Consider the following 25,985-nt stretch of genomic DNA (forward strand, 5'->3'; position numbering starts at 1 on the left):
GCTCAAGAAGTGTGTGCTAGCGTCTTTTTTGAGCGATCGCTCAAGAATAATGGGGATGCAACAGGAGGGGGTCGGTCATGGGCGTGTACGGACTTCGGGACAAGGTGGCATTGGTCACCGGTGGCAGCAGGGGGATCGGTCGGGCGATCGCCCGCCGGCTCGGGCGGGACGGCGCCGTCGTCGCGGTCGGCTACGCCAGGGACGAGGGGGCGGCGCGGGAGGTGGTCGACGGTATCCGGGTCGGCGGCGGGCGGGCCTTCGCGCTGCGCGCCGAACTCGGGCGGCACGGGGACGCAGCCGCACTGTGGGCCGCCTTCGATGCGGAGGTCGAGGCGCACGCGCCCGGCGGTGGGGTCGACATCATCGTCAACAATGCCGGGATCGGCCGCAGTTCGGATCTCGCGACACTGACCGAGGAGGGCTTCGACGAGGTGTTCGCGGTGAACGTCCGGGCGCCGTTCTTCGTCGTGCGGCACGGGCTGGAGCGGATGCGGGACGGCGGACGGATCATCAACATCTCCAGCGGGGCCGCCCGGCTCGCGATGCCGGAGATCATCGCCTACGGCGCGACCAAGGGTGCGCTCGACACCTTCACGCTCAACCTGGCCAAGCAGTTGGGCCCACGCCGGATCACGGCCAACTCGGTCGCGCCCGGCGTGGTGGACACCGACGTCAACGCGGGCTGGCTGCGCGGTAATCCGGAGGCGGAGGCGCACGCGGCCTCGCTCGCCGCGCTCGGCCGGGTCGGGCAGCCGGAGGACATCGCCGACATCGTCGCCTTCCTGGCGTCGGACGAGGCGCGCTGGGTGACCGGGCGGGTCGTCGACGCCACGGGTGGCGCGGGGCTGTAGGCGGGGGCGGGCGAACAAAGAACAGCTGACAGATTTCAGATGATGAAATCTGTCAGCTGTTCTTTGTTACCTGTCACCTGTTACCTGTCACCTGTCGGCCGCCAGCCGCCAGCCGCCAGCCGTCCGTCGTCAGCCCCGCACTCGCCCCGAGACCTCGCCGAAGCCGACCACCGAGCCGTCCAGCCCCGGGGCCGTCGCCGTGATGACCACCTCGTCGCCGTCCTCCAGGAAGGTCCGGGTCGTGCCGTCCGGCAGCTTGAGCGGCTCCTCGCCGTTCCAGGTCAGCTCGATCAGCGCGCCGCGGGTGTCCGGCTCCGGCCCGCTGACCGTCCCCGAGGCGAACAGGTCGCCGGTGCGCAGCGAGGCGCCGTTGACGGTCATGTGGGTCAGTTGCTGCTGCGCCGTCCAGTACATGGAGGCGAACGGCGGGCGCGAGACCAGGTGCCCGTTCAGCCGGACCTCCATGGCCAGGTCCAGGCCCCATGGCTCGCCGCCGCGGTCGTCCAGGTACGCCAGCGGCTCGACGTCGCGCTCCGGCGGCGTGACCCGGGCGTGCTGGAGGGCGTCCAGCGGCACGATCCACGGCGAGACCGAGGTCGCGAACGACTTGCCCAGGAAGGGGCCGAGCGGCACGTACTCCCAGGCCTGGATGTCGCGCGCCGACCAGTCGTTGAGCAGACAGACGCCGAAGACGTGCTCGCGGAAGTCGTCCAGCACGACCGGCCGGCCCAGCTCGGACGGCGTGCCGACGACGAAGCCGACCTCGGCCTCGATGTCCAGCCGGCGGGTCGGCCCGAAGGTCGGCGCGGCGTCGGCGGGCGCCTTGCGCTGCCCGTGCGGACGCACCACCGGCGTGCCGGAGACCACGACCGTGCCCGCCCGCCCGTGGTAACCGATGGGCAGGTGCTTCCAGTTGGGCGTGAGCGGCTCCGAGCCCGGGCGGAAGATCCGGCCCAGGTTGGTGGCGTGGTGCTCGGAGGCGTAGAAGTCGACGTAGTCCGCGACCTCGAACGGCAGGTGCAGTTCGACCTCGTCGGCGGGCAGCAGCGCCGACGACAGGGCCTCGCGGAAGGACTCGTCGGTCAGCCAGGCGGTGAGGTCGGCGCGGACCTGGGTCCAGGCCGAACGCCCGGCCGCCATCAGCGGGTTGAGCGAGTCCGCGTCCAGGAGGACCGACGGTGTCCCGGCCGCTCGGGCGGCGGCCCCGGCGTCCAGCACGAAGTCCCCGACGCGCACGCCGATCCGGCGCTGCCCGGGCCGGTCGACCGCGGTGAAGACGCCGTACGGCAGGTTGTGCACGCCGAACGGCGAGTCCTGGGCGCTGGCCAGCCAGCTGCGGGGGGTGCTCAACGGTCCTCCTGGAGGAGTGGACTGGGCGACAACAGGCCGAGCGCGGCCAGGTCGTCCAGGGGCTCGGCGATGCTGCAGGTGCCGAACGCGGTGAACGAGTTGCGGATCACCGTAACCTGGTGCCCGCTCAGGGCGCGGACGGCCTTGGCCAGCACCTCGCCGTCGCGTTCGGCCAGCACCTCGGCGGCCGCCGCGCGGTCGGTCTCCTGCGCGGCCAGCAGCACGTTGAGGAAGCCGTGGTGCTCGAAGCCGGTCGCCGGATCGGTGTGCCGGACGGCGTTGTGCAGCCCGGCCGTGCACTTGTACGGCAGGCCGCGCCGGGCGCAGCCGGTGAGGAAGGCGGCCAGTTCATCCTCGTCCGGGAACGCCTCCGCGACGACCCCGCCGGTGCGGAACTTCGCCCGGTAGGCGCTGTCGACCAGGGCGTCCAGGGTCTCGTCCAGGCCGTCCCCGCGCAGGAGTTCGCGCGGCAGCTCGACGGCGGCGGGCACGTCCGGCGGCAGCAGCCGGTCCAGTTCGGCCACGGCCTCCTGCACGTCCCGGGTGGCGAGCTCGACGCCCGCGACCTCGAACGGCGCGGCGGCGGTGAGCGCCGGCCCGAGCTCGGCGCTGCCCCCCGGCAGCACCAGCCCGACCCTGAGCGGCCCGGTGCCCGCCACCGCCGCGGCCAGTTCGCCCAGCCGGCCCGCCCCGCAGAGGAACGGGCCGACCGCGTCGGCGTACCAGGCCGTGCGGTGGGCGCGGTGCGCGGGCACCGCCTCGGCGACCGGCAGGTTCCCCGGGGGGAACACCGCCGCGTCGTCGAAGAGCCCGCGGAACAGTTCCGGGATCGCGGACGGGATCGCGGACGGGAGCAGGGACCCCGCGGCGCTCATCGCCCGGGCCCCCGACCCGCCCACGTCCAGGCGTAGTCGGCGTCCTCGCCGGCCCGACCGCCCTCGCCGAGCTCCAGCGGGCGGAAGGTGTCCACCATGACCGCCAGCTCGTCGAAGAACTCCACGCCGATGCTGCGCTCGTAGGCGCCCGGCTGCGGCCCGTGGGTGTGCCCGCCCGGGTGCAGCGAGATCGAGCCCTGGGCGATGCCGGAGCCCTTGCGGGCCGCGTAGTCGCCGCCGCAGTAGAACATGACCTCGTCGCTGTCCACGTTGGCGTGGTAGTACGGCACCGGGACCGACAGCGGGTGGTAGTCCACCTTGCGGGGAACGAAGTTGCAGATCACGAAGTTGTTGCCCTCGAACACCTGGTGGGCCGGCGGTGGCTGGTGGATCCGCCCGGTGATCGGCTCGAAGTCCCGGATGTTGAAGGCGTACGGGTACAGGCAGCCGTCCCAGCCGACGACGTCGAAGGGGTGGTGCGGCACGGTGTAGCGGGTGCCCGAAACCCCGTTCGGGCCACGGTGCTTGACCAGCACGTCGACGTCGCCGGGGGTGTCGACCACGAGCGGCCCGACCGGTCCGCGGAAGTCCCGCTCGCAGTACGGCGCGTGCTCCAGCAGCTGCCCGTACTTGGACAGGTAGCGCTTGACCGGGGTGATGTGGCTGTTCGCCTCGATGCAGTAGGCGCGCAGCGGTTCATCGCCGGTCGGCACCCAGCGGTGGGTGGTGGCGCGCGGGATGATCACGTAGTCGCCCTGGCCGACCTCGATCGAGCCGAAGACCGTCTCGACCGTGCCCGCGCCGGACTCCACGTACACGCACTCGTCGCCGAGCCCGTTGCGGTACAGCTCGCTCGGGGCCCCGGCGGCGACGTACGAGATCCGCACGTCGCCGTTGCCGAGGACGAGCCGGCGGCTGCCGACCACGTCCGCGGACTTCCACTCCTGGTCCGAGAACAGCTCGTGCAGCCTGAGGTGGCGGGGGAGCAGGGGATGGTTGGGCACCGTGGACTGGTCGGGCAGCTCCCACGGCACCGCATTGACCACCGCCGAGGGGATGCCCCGGTGGTAGAGCAGCGACGAGTCGGAGGAGAACCCCTCCTCGCCCATCAACTCCTCGTAGTACAGCCCGCCTTCGGGCGTGCGGTGCTGGGTGTGCCGTTTGGGCGGGATGTTGCCCAGCTGCCGGTAGTACGCCATCTCCGTGCTCCTCCTCGACCGTCCGTCAGGCCGCCGTGCTGCCATCGACCAGGGTAGGTCGACCGATCAGATCGGGCCGACGCTTCACAGGTTGCCGCGACGGTCCTGCTCGCGCTCGATGGACTCGAACAGCGCCTTGAAGTTGCCCTTGCCGAAGCCCAGCGAACCGTGCCGCTCGATGAACTCGTAGAAGACGGTCGGGCGGTCGCCGATCGGCTTGGTGAAGATCTGCAGCAGGTAGCCGTCCTCGTCGCGGTCCACCAGGATGCCGCGCTTCTTCAGCTCCTCGATCGGAACCCGGACCTTGCCGATCCGCTCCCGCAGCTCCGGGTCGTCGTAGTAGGCGTCCGGGGTGTTGAGGAACTCGACGCCGCGCGAGCGCAGCACGTCGACGGTGGTGAGGATGTCGTTGGTGGCTAGCGCCATGTGCTGGCAGCCGGGGCCGGTGTAGAACTCCAGGTACTCGTCGATCTGGGACTTCTTCTTGGCGATGGCCGGCTCGTTGAGCGGGAACTTCACCCGGTGGTTGCCGCTGGCGACGACCTTGGACATCAGGGCGGAGTACTCGGTGGCGATGTCGTCGCCGACGAACTCGGCCATGTTCACGAAGCCCATGACCCGGTTGTAGAACTGGACCCACTCGTCCATCCGGCCCAGCTCGACGTTGCCCACGGCGTGGTCGAGGGCCTGGAAAAGTCGCTTGGGCGTGCCCTCCGGGCGGGTGACGCTGCTCTGCGCGACGACGTAGCCCGGCAGGTAGGGGCCGTGGTACCGGGAGCGGTCGATCAGGGTGTGGCGGGTCTCGCCGTAGGTGGCGATGGCCGCGCGGCGCACGGTGCCGTTCTCGTCCGAGACGTCGTTCGGCTCCTCCAGGACGGTGGCGCCGGTGGCCCGGGCGTGCTCGATGCACTTGTCGACGTCCGGGACCTCCAGGGCGAGGTCGACCACGCCGTCGCCGTGGCGGCGGTGGTGGTCCAGCAGCGCGCTGTCCGGCTGGACGCCGCCCTTGATCACGAAGCGGCAGGAGCCGGAGCGCAGCACGTAGGCCTTGCGGTCGCGGCGGCCGGTCTCCGGGCCGGAGTAGGCGACCAGCTCCATGCCGAACACGACCTGGTAGAACTGGGCCGTCTGGGTGGCGTTGCCGACCACGAACACGACCGCGTCCTGCGCGGTGACCGGGAACGGGTCGGAGGCCTGGTCGTGCTCGACGAGGCCGACGAGGCGGCGCAGCTGGTCGGCGTCGAGACCGGCCTCGCGCTCCTCGGGGGTCAGCTCAAGGGCGTGGGACTGCGGGGTCATCGCTCGTTCCTCCACTCAGGGCCTCGGCGTTGAGGCTTCCGGGGGTTTCCGGGGGCTTGCGGCCCGCCGGTCGGATCGCGTGGATCGCGGCCGCACGGCGAACGGGTGGGCGGTGCGGTTCCGCAGAGCTTGCTCCTGTCGTGGGGGTTGGGCAACAGGTCGATTTTTCACTGCTCAATGTGTACAAGCTGGTCAGGAAATCCCGGCTTCGGCTGCGCAAAATGCGCTGCCTCCGCGCGGTCACCGCACGAATTCTGCGCAACCGCACCTACCGGCCCCCGGGAGCCGGTCCGCCGGCGGGCGGGAGGTGGCGCAGGAACCAGTCCCCGGCCAGCTCAGCGGCCCGGTCGAGGGTGCCCGGCTCCTCGAACAGGTGGCTCGCGTGCGGCACCACCGCCAGTTCGCTCGCGCCGCCCAGTAGGGCCCGGGCCCGCCGGTTGAGGTCGAGCACGGTGGCGTCCAGCGCGCCGACCACGAGCAGCGTCGGCGCGACCACCCGGCCCAGGACCTCCGGCCCGGCGAGGTCGGGCCGCCCGCCCCGGGAGACCACGGCTCGCACCGCCGGGCCCAGTTCGGCGGCCGTGTACAGCGCCGCGGCCGCGCCGGTGCTGGCGCCGAACAGCCCCAGCGGCAGGCCGCGCGCCCCCTCGGTGCGCCCGAGCTCCGCGGCGACGGCGCTCAGCCGCGAGCCGAGCAGAGCGACGTCGAACACCTTGCGCCGGTCCGGCTCCTCGGCCTCGGTGAGCAGGTCGAACAGCAGGGTGCCCAGCCCGCAGCGGTTCAGGTGGCGGGCGACGTGCCGATTGCGCGGACTGTGCCGGCCGCTCCCGCTGCCGTGCGCGAACACCACCATCCCGAGCGCCCCGGCCGGCACGCTCAGCCGACCCGCCAGCCGGACCCCGGCGACGGCCAGCTGCAACCCGCGGTCGACGCCGGCCGGCTGCCCGTCGGGCCGCTCGCCCCGGGCCTCGGCCAGCAGCCGCAGCACCTCCTCGTCGCCGGTCTGCGAGAAGTCGGCGTAGAACTCGCCGATCGCGAAGAACGGCGACGGCGTGTCGACGCAGACCAGCTCGTCGGCGACCCCGGACAGCCGCTCCGTCCAGTCCCGGGGCGCCACCGGGACGGCGAGCACCACCCGGGCCGCGCCGCGCGCCCGAACGATCCGGCAGGCGGCCCGGGCGGTCGAGCCGGTGGCGATCCCGTCGTCCACCACGACCACGGTGCGCCCGCGCAGGTCGGCCGCCGGGCGGTCGCCCCGGTAACGCAGCGCCCGGCGCTCCAACTCGGCCCGCTCGCGCCGCTCCACCTGCGCCAACTGCCCGTCGTCGACCCCGGCGAGCCGGATGACCTGCTCGTTCAGCACCCGGACGCCGTCCTCGCCGATCGCCCCCATGCCCAGCTCGGGCTGGTACGGCACGCCCAGCTTGCGGATCACGCAGATGTCCAGCGGCGCGCCGAGCGCCGCCGCCACCTCCGCCGCCACCGGCACCCCGCCCCGCGGCAGGGCGACCACCACGGTGTCGGGGCCGGCGAGGTGGGCGAGCAGGCCGGCCAGGCGGCGGCCCGCCTCGGTGCGGTCGGTGAAGTGGGTTCCGGTGACGTGCATTCCACGGCCTCCGAGTTCCACCGTACGCCGGTCCGGGGCGTCCCTCCGGGCGTCCCTCGGGCCTCTGGCGCACCGGCGGGAGCTCGGTGAGCGCTCGGCGGGGAGCCGGTGGGACGTGGGTGGGACCGGGGTGGGCACGGGCTCGGGACTTCGCGGGTTCCGGCCCGGGACGGTGCGCGGGCGCGGCCGGGAGCGGGACGGGAGCGGGACGGGACGACACCCCCGTGCGGCCGGGACGGCGGGCGGCGGAACGTGGTGCGCAGCGGCGGTCCGCAGGGCCCGCCCACCACCGAAGGAGCACCCGAAATGCCGGGCACCGTCATCACCGACCTGCGCCGACTCGGCGCCGCCGTCGACCCCGGCCGCCTGCTCGCGGGACCGCTGCGCGCCGTCGGCCTGCAGTGGCTCGACCCCGGGCGCAGCGCCGAGGTGACCGCTGAGGGCGTCGAGCACGCGCTGTACGTCACCGCGGGCTCCGGTCTCGCCGCACTGCCGGAGGACGTCGCCCACCCCGACCAGGCGGAGCGCGCCGACACCGGCCTGCCGCTGGTCGAGGGCACCGCCGTCGTACTGCCGCTCGGCGCGCGGACCGTCCTGACCGCCGGGACGGCCGGACTGGAGTACTTCCACGCCGTCCTGGCCGTCCCCGCGGCGGCCGAGTCCTCCACCGAAGAAGCCGAACCTTTCCCCGAAGGAGGTGACCCGAGGTGATCGTCACCACCGACACCGGCTCCGCCACGGTCCTGCTCGGGCCGAACGGCGAGCGGGTCCGGAGCCGCTCGCTGGCCCGCCGCACCATGCTCAGCAGTGCCTGCGAGGCCTTCGACCACCTGCGGCTGAGCCCGGGCGCGCACCACGTCCTGCCCGGGCGGCCCGACACCGAGACCGTGCTGCACGTGCTGCGAGGCGCCGCCGTCATCGGACAACTCGCCGACCAGCCGGACCACTTGGCATCGGACGGCGACCTGCTGCTGGCCCGTAGGGGCCGCACCCTGCGGATCGAGGCCGGCCCGCTCGGCGCGGAACTGCTCTGCCTCACCCTCGCCGTGCCGCGCCACCGGGCCGGCGCCGGGGCCGCCCTCGCCCGCCGCCGGGCCGAACGCTCCGACCGGCCCTGACCGCCCACCGTCTCCAGGAGTCACCCATGATCCTCGTCCCCGCCGCCGTGCCGCGCACCGCGCCCGCCTTCCAGAGGCTGATCGACCCCGAACGGCGGCCGTCCGTCCGCGCCGCGCTGACCGTCGAGACCCTGCCGCCCGGCGTCCGGGTCGAGCAACTGCCGTGCGAATCAGTGGAGTCGGTCACCGTGGTACTGGCCGGACGGCTGTCCGCGGCGGGGCGGATCCTCTCCCCGGGCCAAGTGCTGCACCACCCGCCCGGCAGCGGCCACCGGCTCACCGCCGTGCGCGGCGCTCCGACCGCCGTGCTGACCGTCCGCGCGGTCCTGCCCGCCGCCGACATCCCCGCCCAGCGCGCCGGTTCGGGTTCCGCCGGGCCCACCCGGTCCGCCCGGCGGATCGTCGTCGACACGGTGGTCCTCACCCCGGGGCGGGACCACGGGCCGTACGCCGAGACCGCGGCCGACGCGTTCCTGGTGCTGCTCTCCGGGGTCGGAGTCCGCCTCCATCTGGCCGGTGGTGGTGAAGTGCCGCTCTTCCCAGGCGACTTGGTGTACCTCCGGGCGGGCGAGCGGTACGGCCTGCGGGCCGGTGCGGGCGGGGCGCCAACCGTTGTGCGCGGTCGGGTCGGCGCCGTTCTGGGACCGGAACGGGACCTCGAACCCATGCAATCGGGGCAGGTCGGTCCGCACAGTGGTGGGCAGAGCGATTGATCGGTCGGATCGGCCGCTCGGAGGAATCAGGAGTACCACCTCATGTCTACGAACACCGCGACTGCCGCGACTACTGCGACCAAGGTGATCTGTGTGGCCGGCGCACTGGCCGGTGTGATCGCGGCAGCCCTGGCCCTGCGCAACGCCTGCTCCGTCGCCGCCTCCGTCTCCGGGTCGACCGGGCGCTCCGGGCCTCGGGCTGGGTCTGGGGCCACGCCCGAGTCCGCGTCCGCGGCCGGCGGGATCACGCCCGACGACTGCCACTTCGGATGCGGGCCCGGCAAGTAGTCCGCGCTCGGCGCCGCTGCCCCGGCCCGGCCGACGGATGACAACCGACAAGTAACAACTAACAGATAACAGCTGACAGATTTCGAAATCTGTCAGCTGTTATCTGTTAGTCGTCATCTGTCATCTGTCAGCTCCCAGTCGTCGACCGCGTCCCGCTCCCGCTTCCCCTACCGGTCGGCCGCCGCCGAGCGCGGCAGCACCGCCAGCACCTGCGTGCCGTGCTCCTGCGGCAGCGGCCCTACGGTGCAGCGCCCGCCGATCTCCGCCGCCCGGTCCGCCATCGACCGCAGCCCGACCCCGCCGCCCGGCCGCCCGTCGATGCTCTCCGTCTCCTGGTACCCCACCCCGTCGTCCTGCACGGTCAGAGTCAGGGCCTCGTCGTCCACCCGGAGCGTCACCCGCGCGGTCCGGGCCCGGGCGTGCCGCAGCACGTTGTTGAGCGCCTCCGCGGTGATGCGGTAGGCCGCGACCTCCACCGCCGCCGGCAGTTCCGGCAGCGGCTCCGGCGAGACCTCCGTCGTCACGGTCAGCCCCGCCCCGCTGAAGTTGTCCGCCAACTGCCCGACGGCCCGGGCCAGTCCGAGCTCGCCCAGCTGCGCCGGCCCGAGCCGGTCGGTGATCCGGCGGACCTCCTGGATCGCCATCCCCAGGCCCTCCGAGACCGTGCGCAGCGGATCCGCGAGCCCGGTGTCCGCCGCCGAGGCCGCGTCGTCCACCCGAAGCCGCAGGCCCGCCAGGGCCGGACCGAGCCCGTCGTGGATGTCCCGCCGCAACCACCGCCGCTCCTCCTCCCGCGCGGCGATGATCTGCTCCCGGCTGGCCAGCAGGTCCTCCTGAAGCTGGAGGGAGGCGACGGCGGGCGAGGCCTGGTCGGCCAGCGAGCGCAGGATGTCGACGTCGGTGGCCGCCAGCCGTTCCTCGCCCGCCCGCAGGCCGACGGTCAACTCGCCGATCGGCAGCCCGTTGTGGACGAGGGCGAAGCCCTGGCTGCGGCCGTCCAGCCGACCGGCGGTGGCCAGCGTTCGCCGTCCGGCCCGGGTGGTGACGGCCAGGGCGACCCCGGGCAGCCTGAGTTCCTCGGCGACCGTCGCACACAGCGCCGCCGGCAACCGCTCCGGATCGACGACCTGCCGCACCCGCCCCGCGAGCGTCCTCAGTACCTGGTACGGCTGCGCCCGTTCGCCGTAGTACAGCCGGTCCACCACGGCCACGGCCCGCCGCGCGGCCCGCGGCAGGGTGGCGCCGAGCGCGTACACCAGGGCGATCAGCAGCAGGGCGGCGCCGCCGCGCCCCGGCAGCAGCGAGTCGGACAGCACGGCGGCGGCCGCCACGAACAGTCCGGTGACGCCGGTGCCCAGCAGCAGCCCGATCAGGACGCTGCGGGCCGCCCGGTCGAGCCGCCAGCCGTGGTCCCGGATCACCAGGAAGCCGACCGCGACCGCCCAGACCGCTCCCGCCCCGGTGAACAGCCAGTAGCTGAGCCAGTAGTGCTCGGCGCGGTCGCGCTGGTAGAAGTCCTGCAAGCCGACCCAGAGCAGGTATGCCCCGAGCATCCCCGCCACCCGCAGTCGGTGCCGACGGGCCTCCCTCCCGTCGCGGCCCGGGACGGCCGGTCGCAGCAGCCGCGACAGCAGGACCAGTGCGACGAACCCGAGCACGCACTCGCTGATCAGCAGGTCGTGGCCGCCCAGGCCGTCGACCACGGTCGTGGCGAGGTGCGCGGGCGGGCTGTCGGTCAGCGGGTTGGTGCGCCCGTAGGTCGTCGGGTCGGCGAGGCTCTGGGCCACTTCAGCGGTCACCCACACGAAGACGGCCCCGATGAACCACCACCAGCGCCGGGTCGTCAGCCGGCCGTCCGGCAGCCAGAGCGGCAGCGCGTAGATGAGCGTCACGTTGACCGCGCTGAACAGCGTGTCGAAGGCCAGCACGGCGCCGGCGATGTTCGGGTCGCGGACCTCGACCCAGAGCGGCGCGGCCGCCACGCTGGGGAGGATGTCGGTGGCCGCGTAGACGAGCATCACCCAGCCCAGCGGACCGCCCGGGCGGTGCGCGTGCAGCAGCATGCCCGCCCCGGCGGTCGGCAGGGCGTAGACCAGGATGGCGAGTTGGTCGCGGGGGTGGGAGACGCCCGGTTCGCCGAGGTGGACGAGGACGTAGCAGATCCACACCGTCGCGGCGACGAAGCAGAGCGCGGTGACGGCGGCGGCGGCGGTCAGTTGCCGCTCGGCCCGGGTGCGGTGCGGGGGAGAGGACACCGTGATCATGGCACCACCTCGTTCTGGACAGCAGGTGTTCCGCCGGTCGGGACGTGATCCGCCGGCGCCTCCTCCCCAGGCGTGCGCTCCCAGTGTGGTCGGCCCGGTGTCCCGGACGCCTGAGGCAGCGGTCACGCATCCCGGGCGGGACCTCGGCGGGCGGGACCTCGGCGGCCGGGACCTCGGCGTGCGGGGCGGCGATGGGCGAGACGGCGGAAGACAAGGCTGTGCCGGGCAGTACCCCCGCCGTGCGGACGACCTTCGGGCATGTCACGGAGAGTCACCTGATCACCGCTGCTAGTGTCGGCCGGGTGGATGAACAGCAGCTGGTCGCACCGTCGGGCCCGGTGGGCGGGGCAACACCCGTTCGGGTACTGATCGTCGACGACCACCCCCTTTTCCGCGAGGGGCTCAAGGCGGCGCTGGAGAGCGCCGAGGGCGTCACCGTGGTGGCCGAGGCCGAGCGGGTCGCCGACGTCCCGGAGGCGGTCGCCCGGCACCGGCCCAACGTGGTGATCATGGACCTCTCCCTGCCCGACGGCTCCGGGCTGGAGGCCGTCCGCCGGCTCTCCGTCCAGGAGCAGTCCCCGCCGGTGCTGATGCTGACCATGTCGGACGACGACGGCAACCTGCTCGCCGCGCTCCAGGCGGGCGCCCGCGGCTACCTGGTCAAGGGCGCCGGGCGGGAGGAGGTGCTGCACGCCGTCCGGACGGTCGCCGCGGGCGGCGCGGTGTTCGGCGGCGAGGTCGCCGGGCGGATCACCGCCCTGCTGGCCGGCGCGAAGATGCGCGAGGCGGGACAGCTCTTCCCCGACCTCACCGCCCGCGAGGCCGAGGTACTGGACCTGGTCGCGCGCGGCCACGACAACCGGCGGATCGCCCGGGAGCTGGTGGTCGCGGAGAAGACCGTCCGCAACCACGTCACCCACATCTTCGAGAAGCTGCACGTGGCCACCCGCGCGGAGGCGGTCGCCCGGGCCCGCGACATGGGCCTCGGCGACGGCTGAGCACGGCTGAGTAACAGCCGGACTGCGGCCGGACCACGGCCGGGCGGCGGCGGGAACGGTCCGGGGGTGCCGGTCCGCCGACCGGCACCCCCGGGGTCCTCCTGGTCCTTGCGGACCTACGACTGCATCTCGTACGCGCCCGAGAGCGCCTCGACCCGGGCCCACACCTTGGCCGCGCGCTCGGCGTCCGCGACCGGGCGGCGCACGTTGGCCAGCGCCCAGGCGGCCTGCTCCTCGGTGGTGGAGGCCTTGCCGTGCAGCTCGGTCGCGTGCGCGGAGAAGTCGCGGACCAGCGCGTCGAAGACCTGGTCCAGGACGGCGCCGCCCTCGTCGGACGCCGTGAGGCCGGTCAGCTCGGCCTGCTCCAGCACCAGCTGGCCGTAGACGATCAGCGCGAACAGCTGGCCGATCTCCAGCAGGAAGTCCAGGTCGGCCTGCTGCTCCTTGCTCGGCGCGTGCTTGAGCAGCAGCTCGCAGAAGCCGTCGGCCTGCTCGCGGAAGCGGGCGACGTTCGGCAGCTGGGCGTTCCGGTCGTAGGCGGCGCGCCAGTCGTGGAAGCGGATCGCGCCGAGGCCGCGGGCCGGGCCCTGGCGGAACAGGAAGGCGTCGTCGGCGGCGTCCAGCCGGGTCGGCACCGGAGCGTAGTCGGCGGGCGCGAACAGGTAGTTGCCCATGAACTTGAGGATCAGCGCCAGGTTGACGTGGACGGTGCCCTCCAGCTTCGGCAGGCCGCGGATGTCCTTGGCGGCCTTGTCGAAGTAGGTGTCCGCCTCGAAGCCCTTGGCCGCGATGACGTCCCACATCAGGTCGATGACCTTCTCGCCCTCGGTGGTGACCTTCATCTTGGTCATCGGGTTGAAGAGCAGGTAGCGGCGGTCCTCGGCGGAGGCGGTGCGGAAGTAGTCCACGGCCCGCGCGCTGAACAGCTTCATCGCCGCCAGGCGGGCGTACGCGTCGGTCAACTCCCGTCGCACGTGCGGGAAGTCGGTGACCTTGCGGCCGTACAGGACCCGGTTGTGGGCGTGCGTGACGGCCTCGTACATCGCGTGCTCGCAGATGCCGACCGAGGCGGTGCAGAGGTTGAACTTGCCGACGTTGACGGTGTTCAGCGCGGCGTCGAAGGCGGCCTGCCCGGTGTGCAGCACGTCCTCGGCCCGCACCGGGTAGTCCTCCAGGCGGAACTCGCTGACGTACATCTGGGCGTTCACCACGTTCTTGACCAGGTGGTACGCCTCGTGGCGGCTGTCGGCGGCGAAGAAGACGTAGCCCTCCGGGCCCTCGACGTCCGAGCGGCGGCCGAACACCGAGACCAGGCCAGCCACGTTGCCGTTGCCGATGTAGTACTTGGGGCCGGTCGCGGTGAAGCCGCCCTCGCCGTCCGGGGTGAGGATCATGTCGGTGGAGTAGATGTCGGCGCCGTGGGTGCGCTCGGACAGGCCGAAGGCCATCACGTGGCCCTCGGCGAGGAGCTTTGCGGCGCGGGCCCGGACGGCCTCGTTCTCGCTCTGCCAGACCGGGCCGAGGCCCAGGATGGTGACCTGCCAGGTGTACCAGTAGCCGAGGCCGTAGAAGCCGAGGATCTCGTTCAGCTCGGCGATCCGCGCGGTGTCCCAGCGCTTGTCGGGGTCGGCCGCGGACGGGGTCAGGAACTCCGCGAACAGGCCTTCCCGGGCGGCGAATTCGAGGAAGTCGCCGTACCAGGCGCGGTCGATGTAGGTGTCGATGAGCGCCTTCTTGCCGCGGGTCTCGAACCAGTCGACGGTCGCGCGCAGCAGCCGACGGGTCGGCTCGTCGAACTGCGCGGGGTCGTAGGTGCGCGGGTTGAAGAGCATCGGGGGCTCCCAGGGGTCGAGGGTGAGAGGGCTCGGTGGAGCGGGGCGGGACGCGGCGGGCGGCGGGGGCGAACAGAATTCAGAAGACAGATTTCAGCGAACAGATTTCAGATTTCAAACTCTGTCATCTGTTCGCTGTTCCCCGTCCGTCCGCCGCGAGCCGGCGCAGAGTGGCGAGCACGTCGTCCAGCCAGGCGAGGGTCATCCGCTCGAACTCGATCCCGCCGCGCAGCACCACGTGCTGGAGCTCCTGCCGGGAGTCCAGTGCGGTGAGGTCGGGGAAGTCCCGCTGCTCGCCGTGGAGGTAGCGGGCGAGGAGGGCGGCGTGGCTCTCGCGGTGCCGTTCGACCTCGGAGATCAGCGCGCCCGGGTCGTCGAAGGCGGCGGCCCGGATCTTGACCGCGAGCTCGTGCCGCACCGTCTCCGGTTCGACCGGTTCGCGCAGCCAGTCGGCCAGCGCGGCCCGTCCGGGCCCGGCCGCCGAGTAGACCTTCTTGTCCGGTCGGCCGTCCTGTGCGACCTCCTCGGCGGCGACCCAGCCGTCCGCCTCCATCCGCCGCAGCACCCGGTAGATCTGCTGGTGGGTGGCGGTCCAGAAGCGTCCGATGGAGCGGTCGAAGCGCCGGGCCAGTTCGTACCCGGAGCCGGGCTGCTCCAGCAGCGAGACGAGGATCGCGTGCTCCAGTGCCATGAGCGCATCCTGCTATGCAACGAGTTGCATAGGCAATGGACCCTCGGCGTGTTGAGACGCAGGTCACCGACGTGATCGGATGGTTATCGGTCATTCCAGACTATTGGGTGCAAAACCTTGGAGAAGCGCCAGAATAGGTACGGGGCTTGCCCCTTTCCTGGTCCGAACCACAGGAGGTGGTAACGGTGGCAACCCACATGCCGACGGGCATGGAGCACCACCCGGACATCGTCGAACTCCGGGAACACTACGAACGGGTCACCTCGACCCCCCGCGCCCAGGGTGTGGAAGCCCTGGCCGTACTCGCCGGCCTCTTCCTCGCGGCATCGCCGTGGATCGTCGGCTTCACCGCGTTCAGCACCCTGACCGTGACCTGCCTGATCGTCGGGCTGGCCTACACGGCACTGATGGCCGGCTACGGCTCGGCCTACGAGCGCACCCACGCTAGGGCTTGGGCCGCCGCGGCGCTCGGCATCTGGACGATCATCTCTCCCTGGGCCGTCTCCGGGTCCGTCGCGCACGGCAAGAACATCGTCACCTGCGTCATCGTCGGTGCCGTGATGTTCCTGCTCGGCCTCGCGGCGCTCTCGATGGCCACGATCACGTCGAACGGAGCAGCGATGCGGCTCGGCCGGGCCGGCCGCGCCAAGGGCTGACCTTCCCCGCAGCCCGCGCCGGGGCACGGAGGGCACGAGTGCCCGCCGCGCCCCGGCGCCCGTCCGGTCCAATCGATCCGGGTCCCGTCCGGTCCCGTCCGGGTCCGGTCAGGGGTGCGTCATCCGCAGCACGTCCAGCGCCCGGTCCAGCTCCTGTTCGGTGAGCGCGCCCCGCTCGACGTAGCCGCGCTCCAGCACCACCTGACGGATGGTCTTCCGTTCGGCCAGCGCCTGCTTGGCGACCTTCGCCGCCTCCTCGTACCCGATGTACCGGTTCAGCGGCGTCACCACCGACGGCGAGGACTCCGCGTACTCGCGGGCCCGTTCGACGTTCGCGGTGATGCCGTCCACGGTCCGGTCCGCCAGCAGCCGGGCGCTGTTGGCCAGCAGCCGCACCGACTCCAGCACGTTGCGGGCGATCACCGGGAGCATCACGTTCAGCTCGAAGTTGCCGCTCGCCCCGGCCAGCGTGACCGTCGCGTCGTTGCCCACCACCTGGGCGGCGACCATCAGTACGACCTCCGGCAGCACCGGGTTCACCTTGCCCGGCATGATGGACGAACCGGGTTGCAGATCCGGCAGGTTGATCTCCCCCAGGCCGGTGCGCGGACCGGAGCCCATCCACCGCAGGTCGTTCGCGATCTTCGTGAACCCGACCGCCACCGTGCGCAGTTGGCCGCTCAGCTCGACCAGCGCGTCCCGGGCGCCCTGCGCCTCGAAGTGGTCGCGGGCCTCGGTCAGCGGCAGCCCGGTGGCGCGCGCCACCTCCTCGATGACGGCCGCCGGGAAGCCGGGCGGGGTGTTGATGCCGGTGCCCACCGCCGTGCCGCCGAGCGGCAGTTCGGCGACCCGGGGGAGCGTCGCCAGCAGGCGTTCCCGCCCGTGCCGCACCTGGGCCGCGTAGCCGCCGAACTCCTGGCCGAGAGTCACGGGCGTGGCGTCCATCAGGTGCGTGCGGCCGGACTTGACCACCTGGGCGAACTCGACCGACTTGCGCTCCAGAGCCTCCGCCAGGTGCTCCAGCGCCGGGATCAGGTCGTGGGTGACAGCGGCGGTGGCGGCGATGTGAATCGAGGACGGGAACACGTCGTTGGACGACTGGCTCGCGTTCACCTGGTCGTTCGGGTGGACCGGCCGCCCCAGCCGCTCGCCGGCCAGGGTGGCGATCACCTCGTTGGCGTTCATGTTGGACGAGGTGCCCGAACCGGTCTGGAACACGTCCACCGGGAACTCGTCGTCCCAGCGCCCCTCCGCGACCTCCTCGGCCGCCGCCGCGATCGCCCCGGCCGTCTCCTCGTCCAGCACCCCGAGGCGGGCGTTCACCCGCGCCGCGGCCGCCTTGACCCGGGCCAGCGCGGCGATGTGCGCGCGCTCCAGCCGCTGGCCGGACACCGGGAAGTTCTCCACCGCCCGCTGTGTCTGCGCCTGCCACTTCGCGGCGGCCGGCACCCGCACCTCGCCCATCGAGTCGTGCTCGACCCGGTACTCCTGCGGCTTCTCCCGCTCGTCACCCATCGCGCGCTGTACCTCCTGTACGGGCCCGTCCGGCCCGGTCACGGGTCTTCCGGTCACGACAGCCGCGCGCGGGCCCCGGGTATTTCCGTCCGGGGCGGCCGGTCCGCCGCGGGTGATGCGCGCCCAGGCTACCGGCGGGGCAACTCGGCGCGGAGCAGCCCGCCCGGTTCGGCGCCGAGCTGCCCGATCACCGTGCCGTCCGGCGCCCACACGCCGGAGCGGCCGGAGGTCTCCGGGAACTCGCCGCTGGCCCCGGCGCTGGTGGACAGCACGCCCCAGACCCCGTGCGCGGTGGTCCGCTCCCGCAGGTGCCCGGCGAGCCGCTCGGCCTGGGCGGGGCCGGGGCCGTACAGGGTGGACGCGACGTAGGCGTCGATGCCGAGCGCGGCGGTCTCCTGGGCGTGGGTCGGGTCGGCGGCGTCGGCGCAGACCGCCAGGCCCAGCCGCAGGCCGTCCAGCTCCAGTACGACGGGCTCCTCGCCCGGACTGAACCGGTCGAGCTCCGGGCCGTGCAGACGCATCTTGCGGTAGACGACGACGGCGCCCTCGCCGGTGACCGCCAGGGTGGCGACGGACTCGCGCCCGTCGGCCTCCGCGACCGGCGCGCCGACCAGCGCCAGGGCACCGGTGGCGGCGCAGGCCTCGACCAGCGGGGCGAGCCGCGCGTCCGCCGGATCCACGGCGGGGGCGGCCAGGTCGTAGCCGGTCAGGGACAGCTCGGGGAACACCACCAGGCGGGCCCCCGCCTCCCGGACGGCCTCGGCGTGCCGTGCGGCGTTGACGGCCAGGGTGTCCGGACGGCCGGGGGCGGCGCAGACGGGCTGGGCGACGGTGACGGTGACCGTGACGGCGGCCGGGGTCGTGACGGGGACGGCGACAGGGTTGGCGACGGTGTGGGTCGGCGGTGCGGACGAGGGCATGGCGGGGCCTCCGGGCGGGTGGGGGCGGTCAAGATCAATCTATGGGTCCGCCGATCGGCTGGGCAACGGTTCGACGTCCGCCGAAGCCACGCTGGACGACCGCCTCGGCCCGGGCCCCACCATGGCGGCATGACCAGCAAGGAGGCCGCCGCCGCCCGCTACGGCGCGATCGCCGGCGAACCGGCGCCCCGCGGCGGCCACCGCTCGCAGAGGATTCGGCATGCCCGGCCTGAAGGACGCGCTCGCCGCGCCGCGCTGAGCCGTTCCCGGCCGCCCGCCCGCTTTGGGGGTCGGCCGCGGCCGTGAGCCTTCCCGGCCCTTGCGCCGTTTCCGCGCCGTTCGGGCAGCGGGAGTAGACGGTTCTCATCCGTTCGCATCATGATCACTCGAACGAGTGAGATCCCGGCCGGATCGCTTCAAACGGTCGTACGGCACTTCGTACGCTCCTGGTCGGGTCGGACGGACGCCGACCGCCCCGGAGCGCCGCGACCCGGCCCGGGGAACCGACGTAGGGGGCGGACCGGATGACCACGGAGCACGACGGCAATGACACACACCGCGGCCTGACCAGGCGCCGACTGCTGGGCGCCTCGGCGGCGCTCGGCGGCGCGGCCTGGCTGCTGCGCGGCACCATCGGCCCGGACAGCGCCGAGGCGGCCGCGCCCGTACCGCCCAGCCTGCCGACCGGCACCGAGCTGTACCAGCGGGTGTTCCAGAACTGGTCCGGTGAGATCCGCACCGACCAGCTGTGGACCTGCGCGCCGCGCACCCCCGAGGAGGTCCCGGCGCTCGCCGACTGGGCACACGCCAACGGCTGGCGGCTGCGCGCCACCGGCTACCGGCACACCTGGGCGCCGCTCACCGTCGCCAACGGGACCCCGGCCGACGCCCGGGTCCTGCTCGTGGACACCAACCGGTACCTCACCGCCATCACCGCCGACTCGCCCACCACCGTCCGGGTGCAGACCGGCGCGAGCATGGAGGCGCTGCTCGCCCACCTCGCCGACCGGGGCCTCGGCCTGACGGCCTGCCCGGCGCCGGGGGACCTCACCGTCGGCGGGGTGCTCGCCATCGGCGGCCACGGCACCGCCACCCCCGCCGGCGGCGAACTGCGTCCGGACGGGCACGGCTACGGCTCGGTCAGCAACCAGGTGGTCAAGCTCACCGCCGTCGTCCTCGACCCGGCCACCGGCCGCTACGCGCTGCGCACCTTCGACCGCTCCGAGGCCGACAGCGCCGCCTTCCTGGTGCACCTGGGCCGCGCCTTCCTCACCGAGGTCGTGCTGCGCGCCGGAGCCGACCGCCCGCTGCGCTGCGTCAGCCGGCTGGACATCCCGGCGAGCGACCTGTTCGCCCGCCCCGGGACCGCCACCGGCGGCGGGGGGCCGCTCGGGGGACTGCTGGGCGGACTGCTCGGCGGCGAAGGTGGCCCGCGCACCCTCGCCGACTTCGTCGAGCGCGACGGCCGGGTCGAGGCGATCTGGTTCGCCTACACCGAGTACCCGTGGCTCAAGACCTGGACCGTCGCCCCGAGCAAGCCGCTCGCCTCCCGGGCCGTCGACCAGCCCTACAACTACCCCTTCTCGGACAGCATCCCGGAACCGGTCGCCCGGCTGGCCGGCCAAATCGTCGCCGGCGCCTGGGGATCGGCTCCGCTGTTCGGCCAACTCCAGTACCTCGTAGCCAAGGTGGCGCTCACCGGCGACCTCACCGACGTCCTGCTCTCCGGCAGCCTGCTGCGCGACCTGCTCACCGGCGACCTGATCACCCACCTGCTCGCCGGCGGCCTGCGCTCCGACCTCTGGGGTCCTTCGCGCGCCCTGCTGCAGTACGTCCGGCCCACCACGCTGCGGGTCACCGCCAACGGCTACGCGATCCTCACCAAGCGCGCCGACCTGCAGTGGGTGGTCAGCGAATTCGCCGCCTACTACCGGCAGTTGCTCGCCGACTACCAGGCCCGGGGCGAGTTCCCGGTGAACGGCGCGGTGGAGATCAGGGTCACCGGACTGGACGACCCGTCCTACTCCGGCGTCCCCGGTGCCCGGCCGCCGCTACTCTCCGCGCTGCGCCCGCGGGCGGACCGTCCGGAGTGGGACACCGCCGTGTGGCTCGACGTCCTCGCCTTCCCCGGCACGCCCGGACTGGAGCGCTTCGCCCGGGACTTGGAGCAGTGGCTGCTGCGCACCTTCGACGGCACCCGGGCCGGGATGCGGGTCGAGTGGTCCAAGGGCTGGGCGTACACGGCGGACGCCGCCTGGGCCGACCAAGACCTGATCGGCCGGGTCATCCCCGACGGCCTGCGCGCCGGGGGCGGGCCCGGCTGGGACGAGGCGGTCGCCACGCTCGACCGGTACGACCCGCACCGGGTGTTCGGGAACCCTTTCCTGGACGGGCTGTTGAAGTAGCTCCGGTGGCCCCGGTAAGCCCCGGCGGCCCCGGTAGCCCGGTTCGAGGTGTGACGGCGAACGACTGACGGCGAACAACTAACAACTAACAGCTGACAGATGACAGATTTCGAAATCTGTTATCTGTCAGCTGTTTTCTGTCATCCGTAGCGCGCCGCCTGCTCGCCGGGCTTGGCGGCGGTGCGTCAGATGTGCTCCATCACGATCACGGCGAGGGTGTCTGGAGCCAGGGCGCGGAACACGTGCGGGGCGTCTCCGGGGTAGCTGGCGTAGTCGCCCGGGCCCAGCTCGACCGGTGCCTCGCTCGGGCCGACCAGGGCCCGGCCCGAGCCGATCATCACGTGCTCCACGGTGCCGGGCATGTGCGGGTCGGAGGCCCGGGTCTCGCCCGGTTGGGCCTCGATCCGGTAGATGTCACGCCGGGCGTTCGGCGGGCAGGAGGAGAGGACGGTGGCCGCGTAGTTGGCCTGCTCGGAGTGGGTCACCGGGCCCTCGCCGGCCCGCAGTACCTTGACGGTCGGGCGCGGCGGGTCGACCAGTCGGCTGAACGGTACGTTCAGCGCGACTCCGAGGGCCCAGAGCGTCTCCACGCTGGGGTTGCCCGCGCCCGACTCCAGCTGGGAAAGCGTCGACTTGGCGATGCCGGCCCGGCGGGCCAGCTCGGTCATCGACAGTCCGCTGCGCTCGCGTTCGCGCCGGATGGACGCGGCGATCTGGCCGATCAGCTCCGTGCCGGAGCCGTTGGCGCCCTCGGGTCGGGCGGTCCGGTCACTCATGGTCGCCACTCACGCGTTCTCCAGGCCCCTTCGGTCGGCTTCCCAATGCTGGTGCCGGTGTCGGCTGGTGTCGACGGGTTCCGGCTGGTTGGCGTTCATGCTGCCACGGCCACCCCGGGGGGTGTTGCCGACCAATCCCGTTCGCCCTGTCGGTCCTCCTGTTCGCCTTGACGAACTGAGCCTACCGGGTTCACCCTGATGGACATGCGTTCGCTACTCCGAACACTGGAACACGCCACCGTGCGCGACATCGCCCTGGTCTGCCTCGCCGACGGGCTGGTCGGTGCCTCCTTCGGCGCCATCAGCGTGTCCGGCGGCCTGCCGCTCTGGGTGCCGATCGCCCTCTCCGTCCTCGTCTTCGCGGGCGGCTCGCAGTTCGCGGCCGTCGGCGTGGTGCTGTCCGGCGGCGGCGCGCTCGCGGCCGTCGCCACCGGACTGGTGCTCAACGCCCGCCTGCTGCCGTTCGGCTTCGCCGTCGCCGATGTCCTCCAAGGCCCTTGGTGGCGAAGGATGTTCGGCGCGCAGATGCTCACCGACGAGAGCGCGGCCTTCGCGTTGCAACACGGCGATCCACGGCGCCGCCGGGCGGCGTTCTGGCTCTGCGGGGTCTCGCTGTTCGTGGCGTGGAACGTCTCGGTACTGCTCGGAGGGCTCGCGGGCGGGCTGATCGGGGACACCGACGTGCTCGGCCTGGACGCGGCCTTCCCGGCCGTACTGCTCGCACTTGTGCTGCCCTCGCTCAAGGACCGCGGGACCCGTACGGCCGCGGCCGCGGGTGCGGTGGTGGCCGTCGTGGTCACGCCGTTCGTGCCGGGCGGGCTGCCGGTGCTGCTGGCCCTGGTCGGGCTGCTGTTCGCCGGGCGGCCGCGGCCGGCAGAGGCACAGGAGTCGCACGGGGAGGCGCCGCCGGATCGGCCGGTGGCGGAGCCGGGAGTTGCCGTGGGGGTCGTGAAGGAGGACGTCCGATGATGCCCTGGTACGCCGTCCTGCTGCTGGCCGCAGGGACGTACGCCTACCGCGTGGCCGGTCCGCTGCTCGGGCACCGGCTCGCGCTCTCCGACCGGCTGCGGCACCTGCTGGCCGTTGCGGCGGCGGTGCTGCTGGTCGCACTGGCGGCGACCGGTGCGCTGACCCAGGGGCACGGCTTCGCCGGGTGGGCCCGGCCGGCGGGAGTCCTGGTCGCGGGCGTGCTCGCGTGGCGCCGGGCACCGTTCCCGGTGGTGGTCGTGGCCGGCGCGGTGACGGCGGCGGTGCTGCGGCTGTGCGGGGTGGGATGACGGCGAGCAATGTTCAGCGAACAGATTTCAGATAACAGATAACAGATTTCGAAATCTGTTATCTGAAATCTGTTCGCTGACATCTGTCACCCGTCACTCGCCACCCTCACCCGTCAGCCGCTCCGCCTGCACCTCGGGCCGCTTGCTGTCCCACAGCATCTCCCACACCTTGAACACGCAGTGGTAGTCCCGCATGCTCCCCCGCGAGATCAGCAGATAGGTGTCCCCGTCCCGCAGCAGCGTCTGCTGCCGGCTGCCCATCGGGTGTTCCGGGGTGTAGGTGGGGACGATCCGCCGCAGCTCCGCGACGGCCTCCTCCCGGGTGCCCTCGACCTCGGCCAGCACCTTGTTGCCCCAGGTCCGGTCCTTGCCGATGCCCACCGTCTCCTCGACGACCAGCGCCCAACGCGCCATGCTGCCCCGCCTCCCCTTCCGCGTTCCGTATCGACTGTGCCCGTTCGGCCCGTTCGGTCCGGCAGATCTCCTCAGCGCACCAGCGACTTGAAGAAGATCATGGTCGGCCGCAGCGCGCCGGTCGGATCGGCCGCGACCTCCGGGACGAGCGCCCGCCACCACACCGCGGAGTCGTCCGGGTCCAGCGGGGCGAGGAACCCGACCGAGGCGCCGCCGTCGACGGTCGCCGTCAGCAACCCGGCGAACTCGCCCACCGAGCCGTCCAGTTCCTCGGCCGTCACCTCGTCGACCACGTACGCCGTGCCGGACATGTCGCCTTCCTCACTCGCTCCCGTCGGCCCCCGGCCGGGCGGGTTGCGGAATACTCGCCGATGTCCCGCCGAGACTACAAGGAGCTTCAATGTCGAAGCCGACCCGGATCGACCCGTCCGACCTGCTCGCGGTCGGCGACCTCCTCACCGACGAGGAGCGGCTGATCCGCGACACCGTCCGCCGGTTCACCGAGGAGCGGATCCGCCCGCACATCGGCGACTGGTTCGAGCGCGGTGTCTTCCCGGCCCGCGAACTCGCCCCCGAACTGGGCGCCCTGGGCGTGCTAGGCATGCACCTGGACGGCTACGGCTGCGCGGGCGCCGGCGCCGTGGCGTACGGGGTCGCCTGCATGGAGCTGGAGGCGGCCGACTCCGGGCTGCGCAGCTTCGTCTCCGTCCAGGGCTCGCTGGCGATGCGCTCGATCCACGCCTTCGGCTCCGAGGAGCAGAAGCAGCGCTGGCTGCCCGGGATGGCGGCCGGTGAGCTGATCGGCTGCTTCGGCCTCACCGAGCCCGACTTCGGCTCGGACCCGGCGAACATGCGCACCCGGGCCGTCCGCAAGGGCGGCGCGGGCGGCGACTGGGTACTGTCCGGCAGCAAGATGTGGATCACCAACGGCAGCATCTCCGACGTCGCCGTGGTGTGGGCGCAGACCGAGGAGGGGGTGCGCGGCTTCCTGGTCGAGCGCGGCACCCGCGGCCTGACCGCGACCGACGTGCACGGCAAGCTCTCGCTGCGCGCCTCCGTCACCAGCGAGCTGGCCTTCGACGAGGTGGTGCTGCCCGCCGACGCCGTGCTGCCCGGCGTCACCGGCCTGCGCGGGCCGCTCTCCTCCCTCAACGAGGCCCGCTACGGCATCCTCTGGGGCACCGTCGGCGCCGCCCGCGACTGCTACACCGCCGCCCTGGACTACGCGAAGAGCCGGATCCAGTTCGACCGTCCGATCGCCGGCTTCCAGCTGACCCAGCAGAAGCTGGTCGAGATGATGCTGGAGGTCGAGAAGGCGTACCTGGTGGCGCTGCGGATCGGCCGCCTCAAGGAGGAGGGCGCGGCCCGCGCGCCGCACGTCAGCTTCGGCAAACTCAACAACGTGCGCGCCGCGCTGGAGGTCGCCCGCAGCGCCCGGACCGTCCTCGGCGCCAACGGCATCACCACCGAGTACCCGGTGCTGCGGCACGCCAACAACCTGGAGTCGGTACTCACCTACGAGGGCACCAGCGAGATCCACACCCTGGTCCTCGGCGAGGCCATCACCGGCGAGTCCGCCTACCGCTGACGGGCCGCCCGCCCCGCCCTGAGCAGCGAAAACCGGTGGCCGGGCCCCTCGCGGCCCGGCTACCGTCCCCACCATGACCAGTCAGCCCGTCCGGCAGCAGCCCCCGACCACCACCCTCTGGCGCCCCACCGGCCCGCAGGAGCTGGCCCTGGTCGAGGCCGCCGACTGGCGCGCCTGGCCGCCCCGGCTGCCCGAGCAGCCGATCTTCTACCCCGTGCTGAACGAGGACTACGCGGTCAGGATCGCCCGCGACTGGAACGTGCCCGCCTCCGGCGTCGGCTACGTCACCCGCTTCGAGGTGGAGACGGACTTCCTCGCCCGCTACCCGGTGCAGCAGGCCGGCGGCCGGACGATCCTCGAACTCTGGGTCCCGGCCGAGGAGCTGGCGGAGTTCAACCGGCACATCGTCGGACGGATCGAGGTCGTCCACGAGTTCCGGCCGGAGCCCTGACGGCCATGGGCGCGCCCGTCCTGCTCACCTCCGCCCAGCCGACCGGCACCACCAGCCTGCTCACCGCGGCCGCCGCCCGCCGGGGCCTGGCCACCGCCGTACTGGCCGGGCCGGACACGGTCGGGCGGCTCGCCGGGCGGCCCGTCCACTGGTACGGCGGGCCGCTCGCCGCGGCCCGGATCGCGGCGCCGCTCGGGCTCGCCCTGCTCGAACCCGCGGACGACTGGCTCGCCCGCCTCCCCGAGGAGTTCACCCGCCGCCGGATCGAACTCACCACCCTCGCCGAGGCCTGGACGCTGCGCCACCCGGCCTTCGTCAAGCCGCCCGCCGACAAGTCCGTCCCGCCCGCGGTCTACCCGGACGGCTCCCGGCTGCCCCGCACCGGCGAGCGGATCGGCCCGGACACCCCCGTCCTGGTCAGCGAGCCGGTGACCTTCGCCGCCGAGTACCGGCTGTTCCTGCGCGACGGCGAGGTGCTCACCGGCAGCCGCTACGCGCGCTTCGGCCGGCTCGACCCGGCGCCGCTCGCCGACGCGGCCACCGCCTTCGCCCGCCGTCTGCTCGACGCCGTCGGCGACACCCTGCCCAGCGCCGTCGCACTGGACGTCGGCCCGATCGCCGACCCGTACGACCCGGCCGAGCACTGGGCCGTGGTCGAGGCCAACCTGCCCTGGTTCGCGAACTGCTACGCCGCCGACCCGGACCGCGCCCTGGACGTCGTCCTGCGGGCGGCGGGGCCGGCCGCCGACCTCGCGGAGTCCGACCGCCGCTTCGTCCGCGCGGCGACCTGCTGACCGCCGCGGTCCCCGACCGGTCGACCGGCTGACGACTGCGAGCCCCGCTCGCCCGGTCGGTCGGCTGACTGCCAGGGGCTCCGACCGGCTGACGGCTACGGGCTC

The 25,985-nt window shown here is 73.0% G+C and carries 26 protein-coding genes; 13 read left to right on the forward strand and 13 right to left on the reverse strand.

The window, feature by feature from the left end:
* The first annotated feature begins 77 nt into the window (after positions 1–77).
* Positions 78–851, forward strand: a complete 774-nt coding sequence (locus ABTY61_RS08135; protein ID WP_350504104.1) for an SDR family oxidoreductase — start codon at positions 78–80, stop codon at positions 849–851.
* Positions 852–980: 129 nt separating this feature from the next.
* Here the strand turns inward: ABTY61_RS08135 and fahA are convergent, their stop codons facing one another.
* From fahA to ABTY61_RS08160, 5 genes are all read right to left on the reverse strand, one after another.
* Positions 981–2,201 (reverse strand): fumarylacetoacetase, encoded by a 1,221-nt coding sequence (gene fahA, locus ABTY61_RS08140; protein WP_350504105.1) that lies wholly within the window; start codon positions 2,199–2,201, stop codon positions 981–983.
* Positions 2,198–3,076, reverse strand: a complete 879-nt coding sequence (locus tag ABTY61_RS08145) for a hypothetical protein (RefSeq protein WP_350504106.1) — start codon at positions 3,074–3,076, stop codon at positions 2,198–2,200. Before ABTY61_RS08145 ends, fahA begins: the two co-directional genes overlap by 4 nt.
* Positions 3,073–4,275: a homogentisate 1,2-dioxygenase gene (locus tag ABTY61_RS08150; protein ID WP_350504107.1), complete on the reverse strand. Its 1,203-nt coding sequence runs from the start codon at positions 4,273–4,275 to the stop codon at positions 3,073–3,075. The genes ABTY61_RS08145 and ABTY61_RS08150 overlap by 4 nt, the downstream gene beginning before the upstream one ends.
* Positions 4,276–4,359: 84 nt before the next feature.
* The gene (hppD, locus tag ABTY61_RS08155; RefSeq protein ID WP_350504108.1) at positions 4,360–5,574 is read right to left on the reverse strand and encodes a 4-hydroxyphenylpyruvate dioxygenase; all 1,215 of its coding nucleotides are present in this window, start codon (positions 5,572–5,574) and stop codon (positions 4,360–4,362) included.
* Between the two features lie 268 nt (positions 5,575–5,842).
* Positions 5,843–7,180, reverse strand: a complete 1,338-nt coding sequence (locus tag ABTY61_RS08160) for a phosphoribosyltransferase family protein (protein WP_350504109.1) — start codon at positions 7,178–7,180, stop codon at positions 5,843–5,845.
* A gap of 306 nt (positions 7,181–7,486) precedes the next feature.
* On the opposite strand from ABTY61_RS08160, the gene ABTY61_RS08165 reads away from it, so the two are divergent.
* From ABTY61_RS08165 to ABTY61_RS08180, 4 genes are read left to right on the forward strand one after another with little or no spacing between them, the layout of a single operon-like run.
* Positions 7,487–7,891, forward strand: coding sequence for a hypothetical protein (locus tag ABTY61_RS08165; RefSeq protein ID WP_350504110.1), 405 nt, complete (start codon positions 7,487–7,489; stop codon positions 7,889–7,891).
* Complete coding sequence (locus ABTY61_RS08170) at positions 7,888–8,298, forward strand: pirin family protein (protein ID WP_350504111.1); 411 nt, start codon at positions 7,888–7,890, stop codon at positions 8,296–8,298. Before ABTY61_RS08165 ends, ABTY61_RS08170 begins: the two co-directional genes overlap by 4 nt.
* Before the next feature lie 26 nt (positions 8,299–8,324).
* Positions 8,325–9,011 carry a hypothetical protein gene (locus tag ABTY61_RS08175; protein WP_350504112.1) on the forward strand — a complete coding sequence of 229 codons (687 nt, stop codon included), beginning with the start codon at positions 8,325–8,327 and terminating at the stop codon, positions 9,009–9,011.
* 42 nt (positions 9,012–9,053) lie between these two features.
* Entirely contained in the window at positions 9,054–9,299 is a 246-nt protein-coding gene (locus ABTY61_RS08180) for a hypothetical protein (RefSeq protein WP_350504113.1), read from the forward strand.
* A gap of 167 nt (positions 9,300–9,466) precedes the next feature.
* Here the strand turns inward: ABTY61_RS08180 and ABTY61_RS08185 are convergent, their stop codons facing one another.
* Positions 9,467–11,563 (reverse strand): sensor histidine kinase, encoded by a 2,097-nt coding sequence (locus tag ABTY61_RS08185; protein ID WP_350504114.1) that lies wholly within the window; start codon positions 11,561–11,563, stop codon positions 9,467–9,469.
* 302 nt (positions 11,564–11,865) lie between these two features.
* Between ABTY61_RS08185 and ABTY61_RS08190 the strand changes: the two genes are divergently transcribed.
* Complete coding sequence (locus ABTY61_RS08190; protein ID WP_350504115.1) at positions 11,866–12,561, forward strand: response regulator; 696 nt, start codon at positions 11,866–11,868, stop codon at positions 12,559–12,561.
* Between the two features lie 116 nt (positions 12,562–12,677).
* Here the strand turns inward: ABTY61_RS08190 and ABTY61_RS08195 are convergent, their stop codons facing one another.
* Together ABTY61_RS08195 and ABTY61_RS08200 are read right to left on the reverse strand one after the other, a co-directional pair.
* A complete protein-coding gene (locus ABTY61_RS08195) occupies positions 12,678–14,393 on the reverse strand; it encodes an acyl-CoA dehydrogenase family protein (RefSeq protein WP_350504116.1) in 1,716 nt (571 codons plus the stop codon).
* Between the two features lie 124 nt (positions 14,394–14,517).
* Complete coding sequence (locus tag ABTY61_RS08200; protein ID WP_350504117.1) at positions 14,518–15,084, reverse strand: PadR family transcriptional regulator; 567 nt, start codon at positions 15,082–15,084, stop codon at positions 14,518–14,520.
* 185 nt (positions 15,085–15,269) lie between these two features.
* Between ABTY61_RS08200 and ABTY61_RS08205 the strand changes: the two genes are divergently transcribed.
* Entirely contained in the window at positions 15,270–15,740 is a 471-nt protein-coding gene (locus tag ABTY61_RS08205) for an SPW repeat protein (protein WP_350504118.1), read from the forward strand.
* 108 nt (positions 15,741–15,848) lie between these two features.
* On the opposite strand, the gene ABTY61_RS08210 is transcribed toward ABTY61_RS08205, so the two are convergent.
* Positions 15,849–17,255, reverse strand: coding sequence for a class II fumarate hydratase (locus ABTY61_RS08210; protein ID WP_350504119.1), 1,407 nt, complete (start codon positions 17,253–17,255; stop codon positions 15,849–15,851).
* A 128-nt stretch (positions 17,256–17,383) separates the two neighbouring features.
* Positions 17,384–18,175 (reverse strand): carbon-nitrogen hydrolase family protein, encoded by a 792-nt coding sequence (locus ABTY61_RS08215; RefSeq protein WP_350504120.1) that lies wholly within the window; start codon positions 18,173–18,175, stop codon positions 17,384–17,386.
* Between the two features lie 524 nt (positions 18,176–18,699).
* Between ABTY61_RS08215 and ABTY61_RS08220 the strand changes: the two genes are divergently transcribed.
* Positions 18,700–20,580: a cholesterol oxidase substrate-binding domain-containing protein gene (locus ABTY61_RS08220; protein ID WP_350504121.1), complete on the forward strand. Its 1,881-nt coding sequence runs from the start codon at positions 18,700–18,702 to the stop codon at positions 20,578–20,580.
* A 185-nt stretch (positions 20,581–20,765) separates the two neighbouring features.
* On the opposite strand, the gene ABTY61_RS08225 is transcribed toward ABTY61_RS08220, so the two are convergent.
* On the reverse strand, positions 20,766–21,356 hold the full coding sequence (locus tag ABTY61_RS08225; protein WP_350504122.1) for a helix-turn-helix domain-containing protein: 591 nt from the start codon (positions 21,354–21,356) through the stop codon (positions 20,766–20,768).
* Between the two features lie 204 nt (positions 21,357–21,560).
* Between ABTY61_RS08225 and ABTY61_RS08230 the strand changes: the two genes are divergently transcribed.
* Both ABTY61_RS08230 and ABTY61_RS08235 read left to right on the forward strand, forming a co-directional pair.
* Entirely contained in the window at positions 21,561–22,325 is a 765-nt protein-coding gene (locus ABTY61_RS08230; protein WP_350504123.1) for an AzlC family ABC transporter permease, read from the forward strand.
* Positions 22,325–22,633, forward strand: a complete 309-nt coding sequence (locus ABTY61_RS08235) for an AzlD domain-containing protein (protein ID WP_502895250.1) — start codon at positions 22,325–22,327, stop codon at positions 22,631–22,633. Before ABTY61_RS08230 ends, ABTY61_RS08235 begins: the two co-directional genes overlap by 1 nt.
* A gap of 93 nt (positions 22,634–22,726) precedes the next feature.
* On the opposite strand, the gene ABTY61_RS08240 is transcribed toward ABTY61_RS08235, so the two are convergent.
* Positions 22,727–23,047, reverse strand: coding sequence for a hypothetical protein (locus tag ABTY61_RS08240; RefSeq protein ID WP_350504125.1), 321 nt, complete (start codon positions 23,045–23,047; stop codon positions 22,727–22,729).
* Between the two features lie 71 nt (positions 23,048–23,118).
* On the reverse strand, positions 23,119–23,358 hold the full coding sequence (locus ABTY61_RS08245) for a hypothetical protein (protein WP_350504126.1): 240 nt from the start codon (positions 23,356–23,358) through the stop codon (positions 23,119–23,121).
* Positions 23,359–23,447: 89 nt separating this feature from the next.
* Here ABTY61_RS08245 and ABTY61_RS08250 point away from each other — a divergent pair, with 89 nt between their 5' ends.
* From ABTY61_RS08250 to ABTY61_RS08260, 3 genes are all read left to right on the forward strand, one after another.
* Entirely contained in the window at positions 23,448–24,635 is a 1,188-nt protein-coding gene (locus ABTY61_RS08250; RefSeq protein WP_350504127.1) for an acyl-CoA dehydrogenase family protein, read from the forward strand.
* Positions 24,636–24,708: 73 nt separating this feature from the next.
* A complete protein-coding gene (locus tag ABTY61_RS08255; RefSeq protein WP_350504128.1) occupies positions 24,709–25,086 on the forward strand; it encodes a hypothetical protein in 378 nt (125 codons plus the stop codon).
* 5 nt (positions 25,087–25,091) lie between these two features.
* Positions 25,092–25,880, forward strand: a complete 789-nt coding sequence (locus ABTY61_RS08260; protein WP_350504129.1) for an ATP-grasp domain-containing protein — start codon at positions 25,092–25,094, stop codon at positions 25,878–25,880.
* Positions 25,881–25,985 lie beyond the last annotated feature (105 nt).

This window comes from Kitasatospora sp. NPDC096128, assembly GCF_040303105.1.
Classification (GTDB): domain Bacteria; phylum Actinomycetota; class Actinomycetes; order Streptomycetales; family Streptomycetaceae; genus Kitasatospora.

Excerpts from the sequence above, each read along its gene's own strand:
- ABTY61_RS08235 (WP_502895250.1), top strand. The coding sequence starts at position 22,325 with ATGCCCTGGTACGCCGTCCTGCTGCTGGCCGCAGGGACGTACGCCTAC.
- ABTY61_RS08165 (WP_350504110.1), top strand. The coding sequence starts at position 7,487 with ATGCCGGGCACCGTCATCACCGACCTGCGCCGACTCGGCGCCGCCGTC.
- ABTY61_RS08225 (WP_350504122.1), bottom strand. The coding sequence starts at position 21,356 with ATGAGTGACCGGACCGCCCGACCCGAGGGCGCCAACGGCTCCGGCACG.
- ABTY61_RS08245 (WP_350504126.1), bottom strand. The coding sequence starts at position 23,358 with ATGTCCGGCACGGCGTACGTGGTCGACGAGGTGACGGCCGAGGAACTG.
- ABTY61_RS08250 (WP_350504127.1), top strand. The coding sequence starts at position 23,448 with ATGTCGAAGCCGACCCGGATCGACCCGTCCGACCTGCTCGCGGTCGGC.
- ABTY61_RS08145 (WP_350504106.1), bottom strand. The coding sequence starts at position 3,076 with ATGAGCGCCGCGGGGTCCCTGCTCCCGTCCGCGATCCCGTCCGCGATC.
- ABTY61_RS08230 (WP_350504123.1), top strand. The coding sequence starts at position 21,561 with ATGCGTTCGCTACTCCGAACACTGGAACACGCCACCGTGCGCGACATC.
- hppD (WP_350504108.1), bottom strand. The coding sequence starts at position 5,574 with ATGACCCCGCAGTCCCACGCCCTTGAGCTGACCCCCGAGGAGCGCGAG.
- ABTY61_RS08210 (WP_350504119.1), bottom strand. The coding sequence starts at position 17,255 with ATGGGTGACGAGCGGGAGAAGCCGCAGGAGTACCGGGTCGAGCACGAC.
- ABTY61_RS08135 (WP_350504104.1), top strand. The coding sequence starts at position 78 with ATGGGCGTGTACGGACTTCGGGACAAGGTGGCATTGGTCACCGGTGGC.
- ABTY61_RS08175 (WP_350504112.1), top strand. The coding sequence starts at position 8,325 with ATGATCCTCGTCCCCGCCGCCGTGCCGCGCACCGCGCCCGCCTTCCAG.
- ABTY61_RS08195 (WP_350504116.1), bottom strand. The coding sequence starts at position 14,393 with ATGCTCTTCAACCCGCGCACCTACGACCCCGCGCAGTTCGACGAGCCG.
- ABTY61_RS08160 (WP_350504109.1), bottom strand. The coding sequence starts at position 7,180 with ATGCACGTCACCGGAACCCACTTCACCGACCGCACCGAGGCGGGCCGC.
- ABTY61_RS08180 (WP_350504113.1), top strand. The coding sequence starts at position 9,054 with ATGTCTACGAACACCGCGACTGCCGCGACTACTGCGACCAAGGTGATC.
- ABTY61_RS08260 (WP_350504129.1), top strand. The coding sequence starts at position 25,092 with ATGGGCGCGCCCGTCCTGCTCACCTCCGCCCAGCCGACCGGCACCACC.
- ABTY61_RS08200 (WP_350504117.1), bottom strand. The coding sequence starts at position 15,084 with ATGGCACTGGAGCACGCGATCCTCGTCTCGCTGCTGGAGCAGCCCGGC.
- ABTY61_RS08255 (WP_350504128.1), top strand. The coding sequence starts at position 24,709 with ATGACCAGTCAGCCCGTCCGGCAGCAGCCCCCGACCACCACCCTCTGG.
- ABTY61_RS08240 (WP_350504125.1), bottom strand. The coding sequence starts at position 23,047 with ATGGCGCGTTGGGCGCTGGTCGTCGAGGAGACGGTGGGCATCGGCAAG.
- ABTY61_RS08220 (WP_350504121.1), top strand. The coding sequence starts at position 18,700 with ATGACCACGGAGCACGACGGCAATGACACACACCGCGGCCTGACCAGG.
- ABTY61_RS08150 (WP_350504107.1), bottom strand. The coding sequence starts at position 4,275 with ATGGCGTACTACCGGCAGCTGGGCAACATCCCGCCCAAACGGCACACC.
- ABTY61_RS08215 (WP_350504120.1), bottom strand. The coding sequence starts at position 18,175 with ATGCCCTCGTCCGCACCGCCGACCCACACCGTCGCCAACCCTGTCGCC.
- ABTY61_RS08185 (WP_350504114.1), bottom strand. The coding sequence starts at position 11,563 with ATGATCACGGTGTCCTCTCCCCCGCACCGCACCCGGGCCGAGCGGCAA.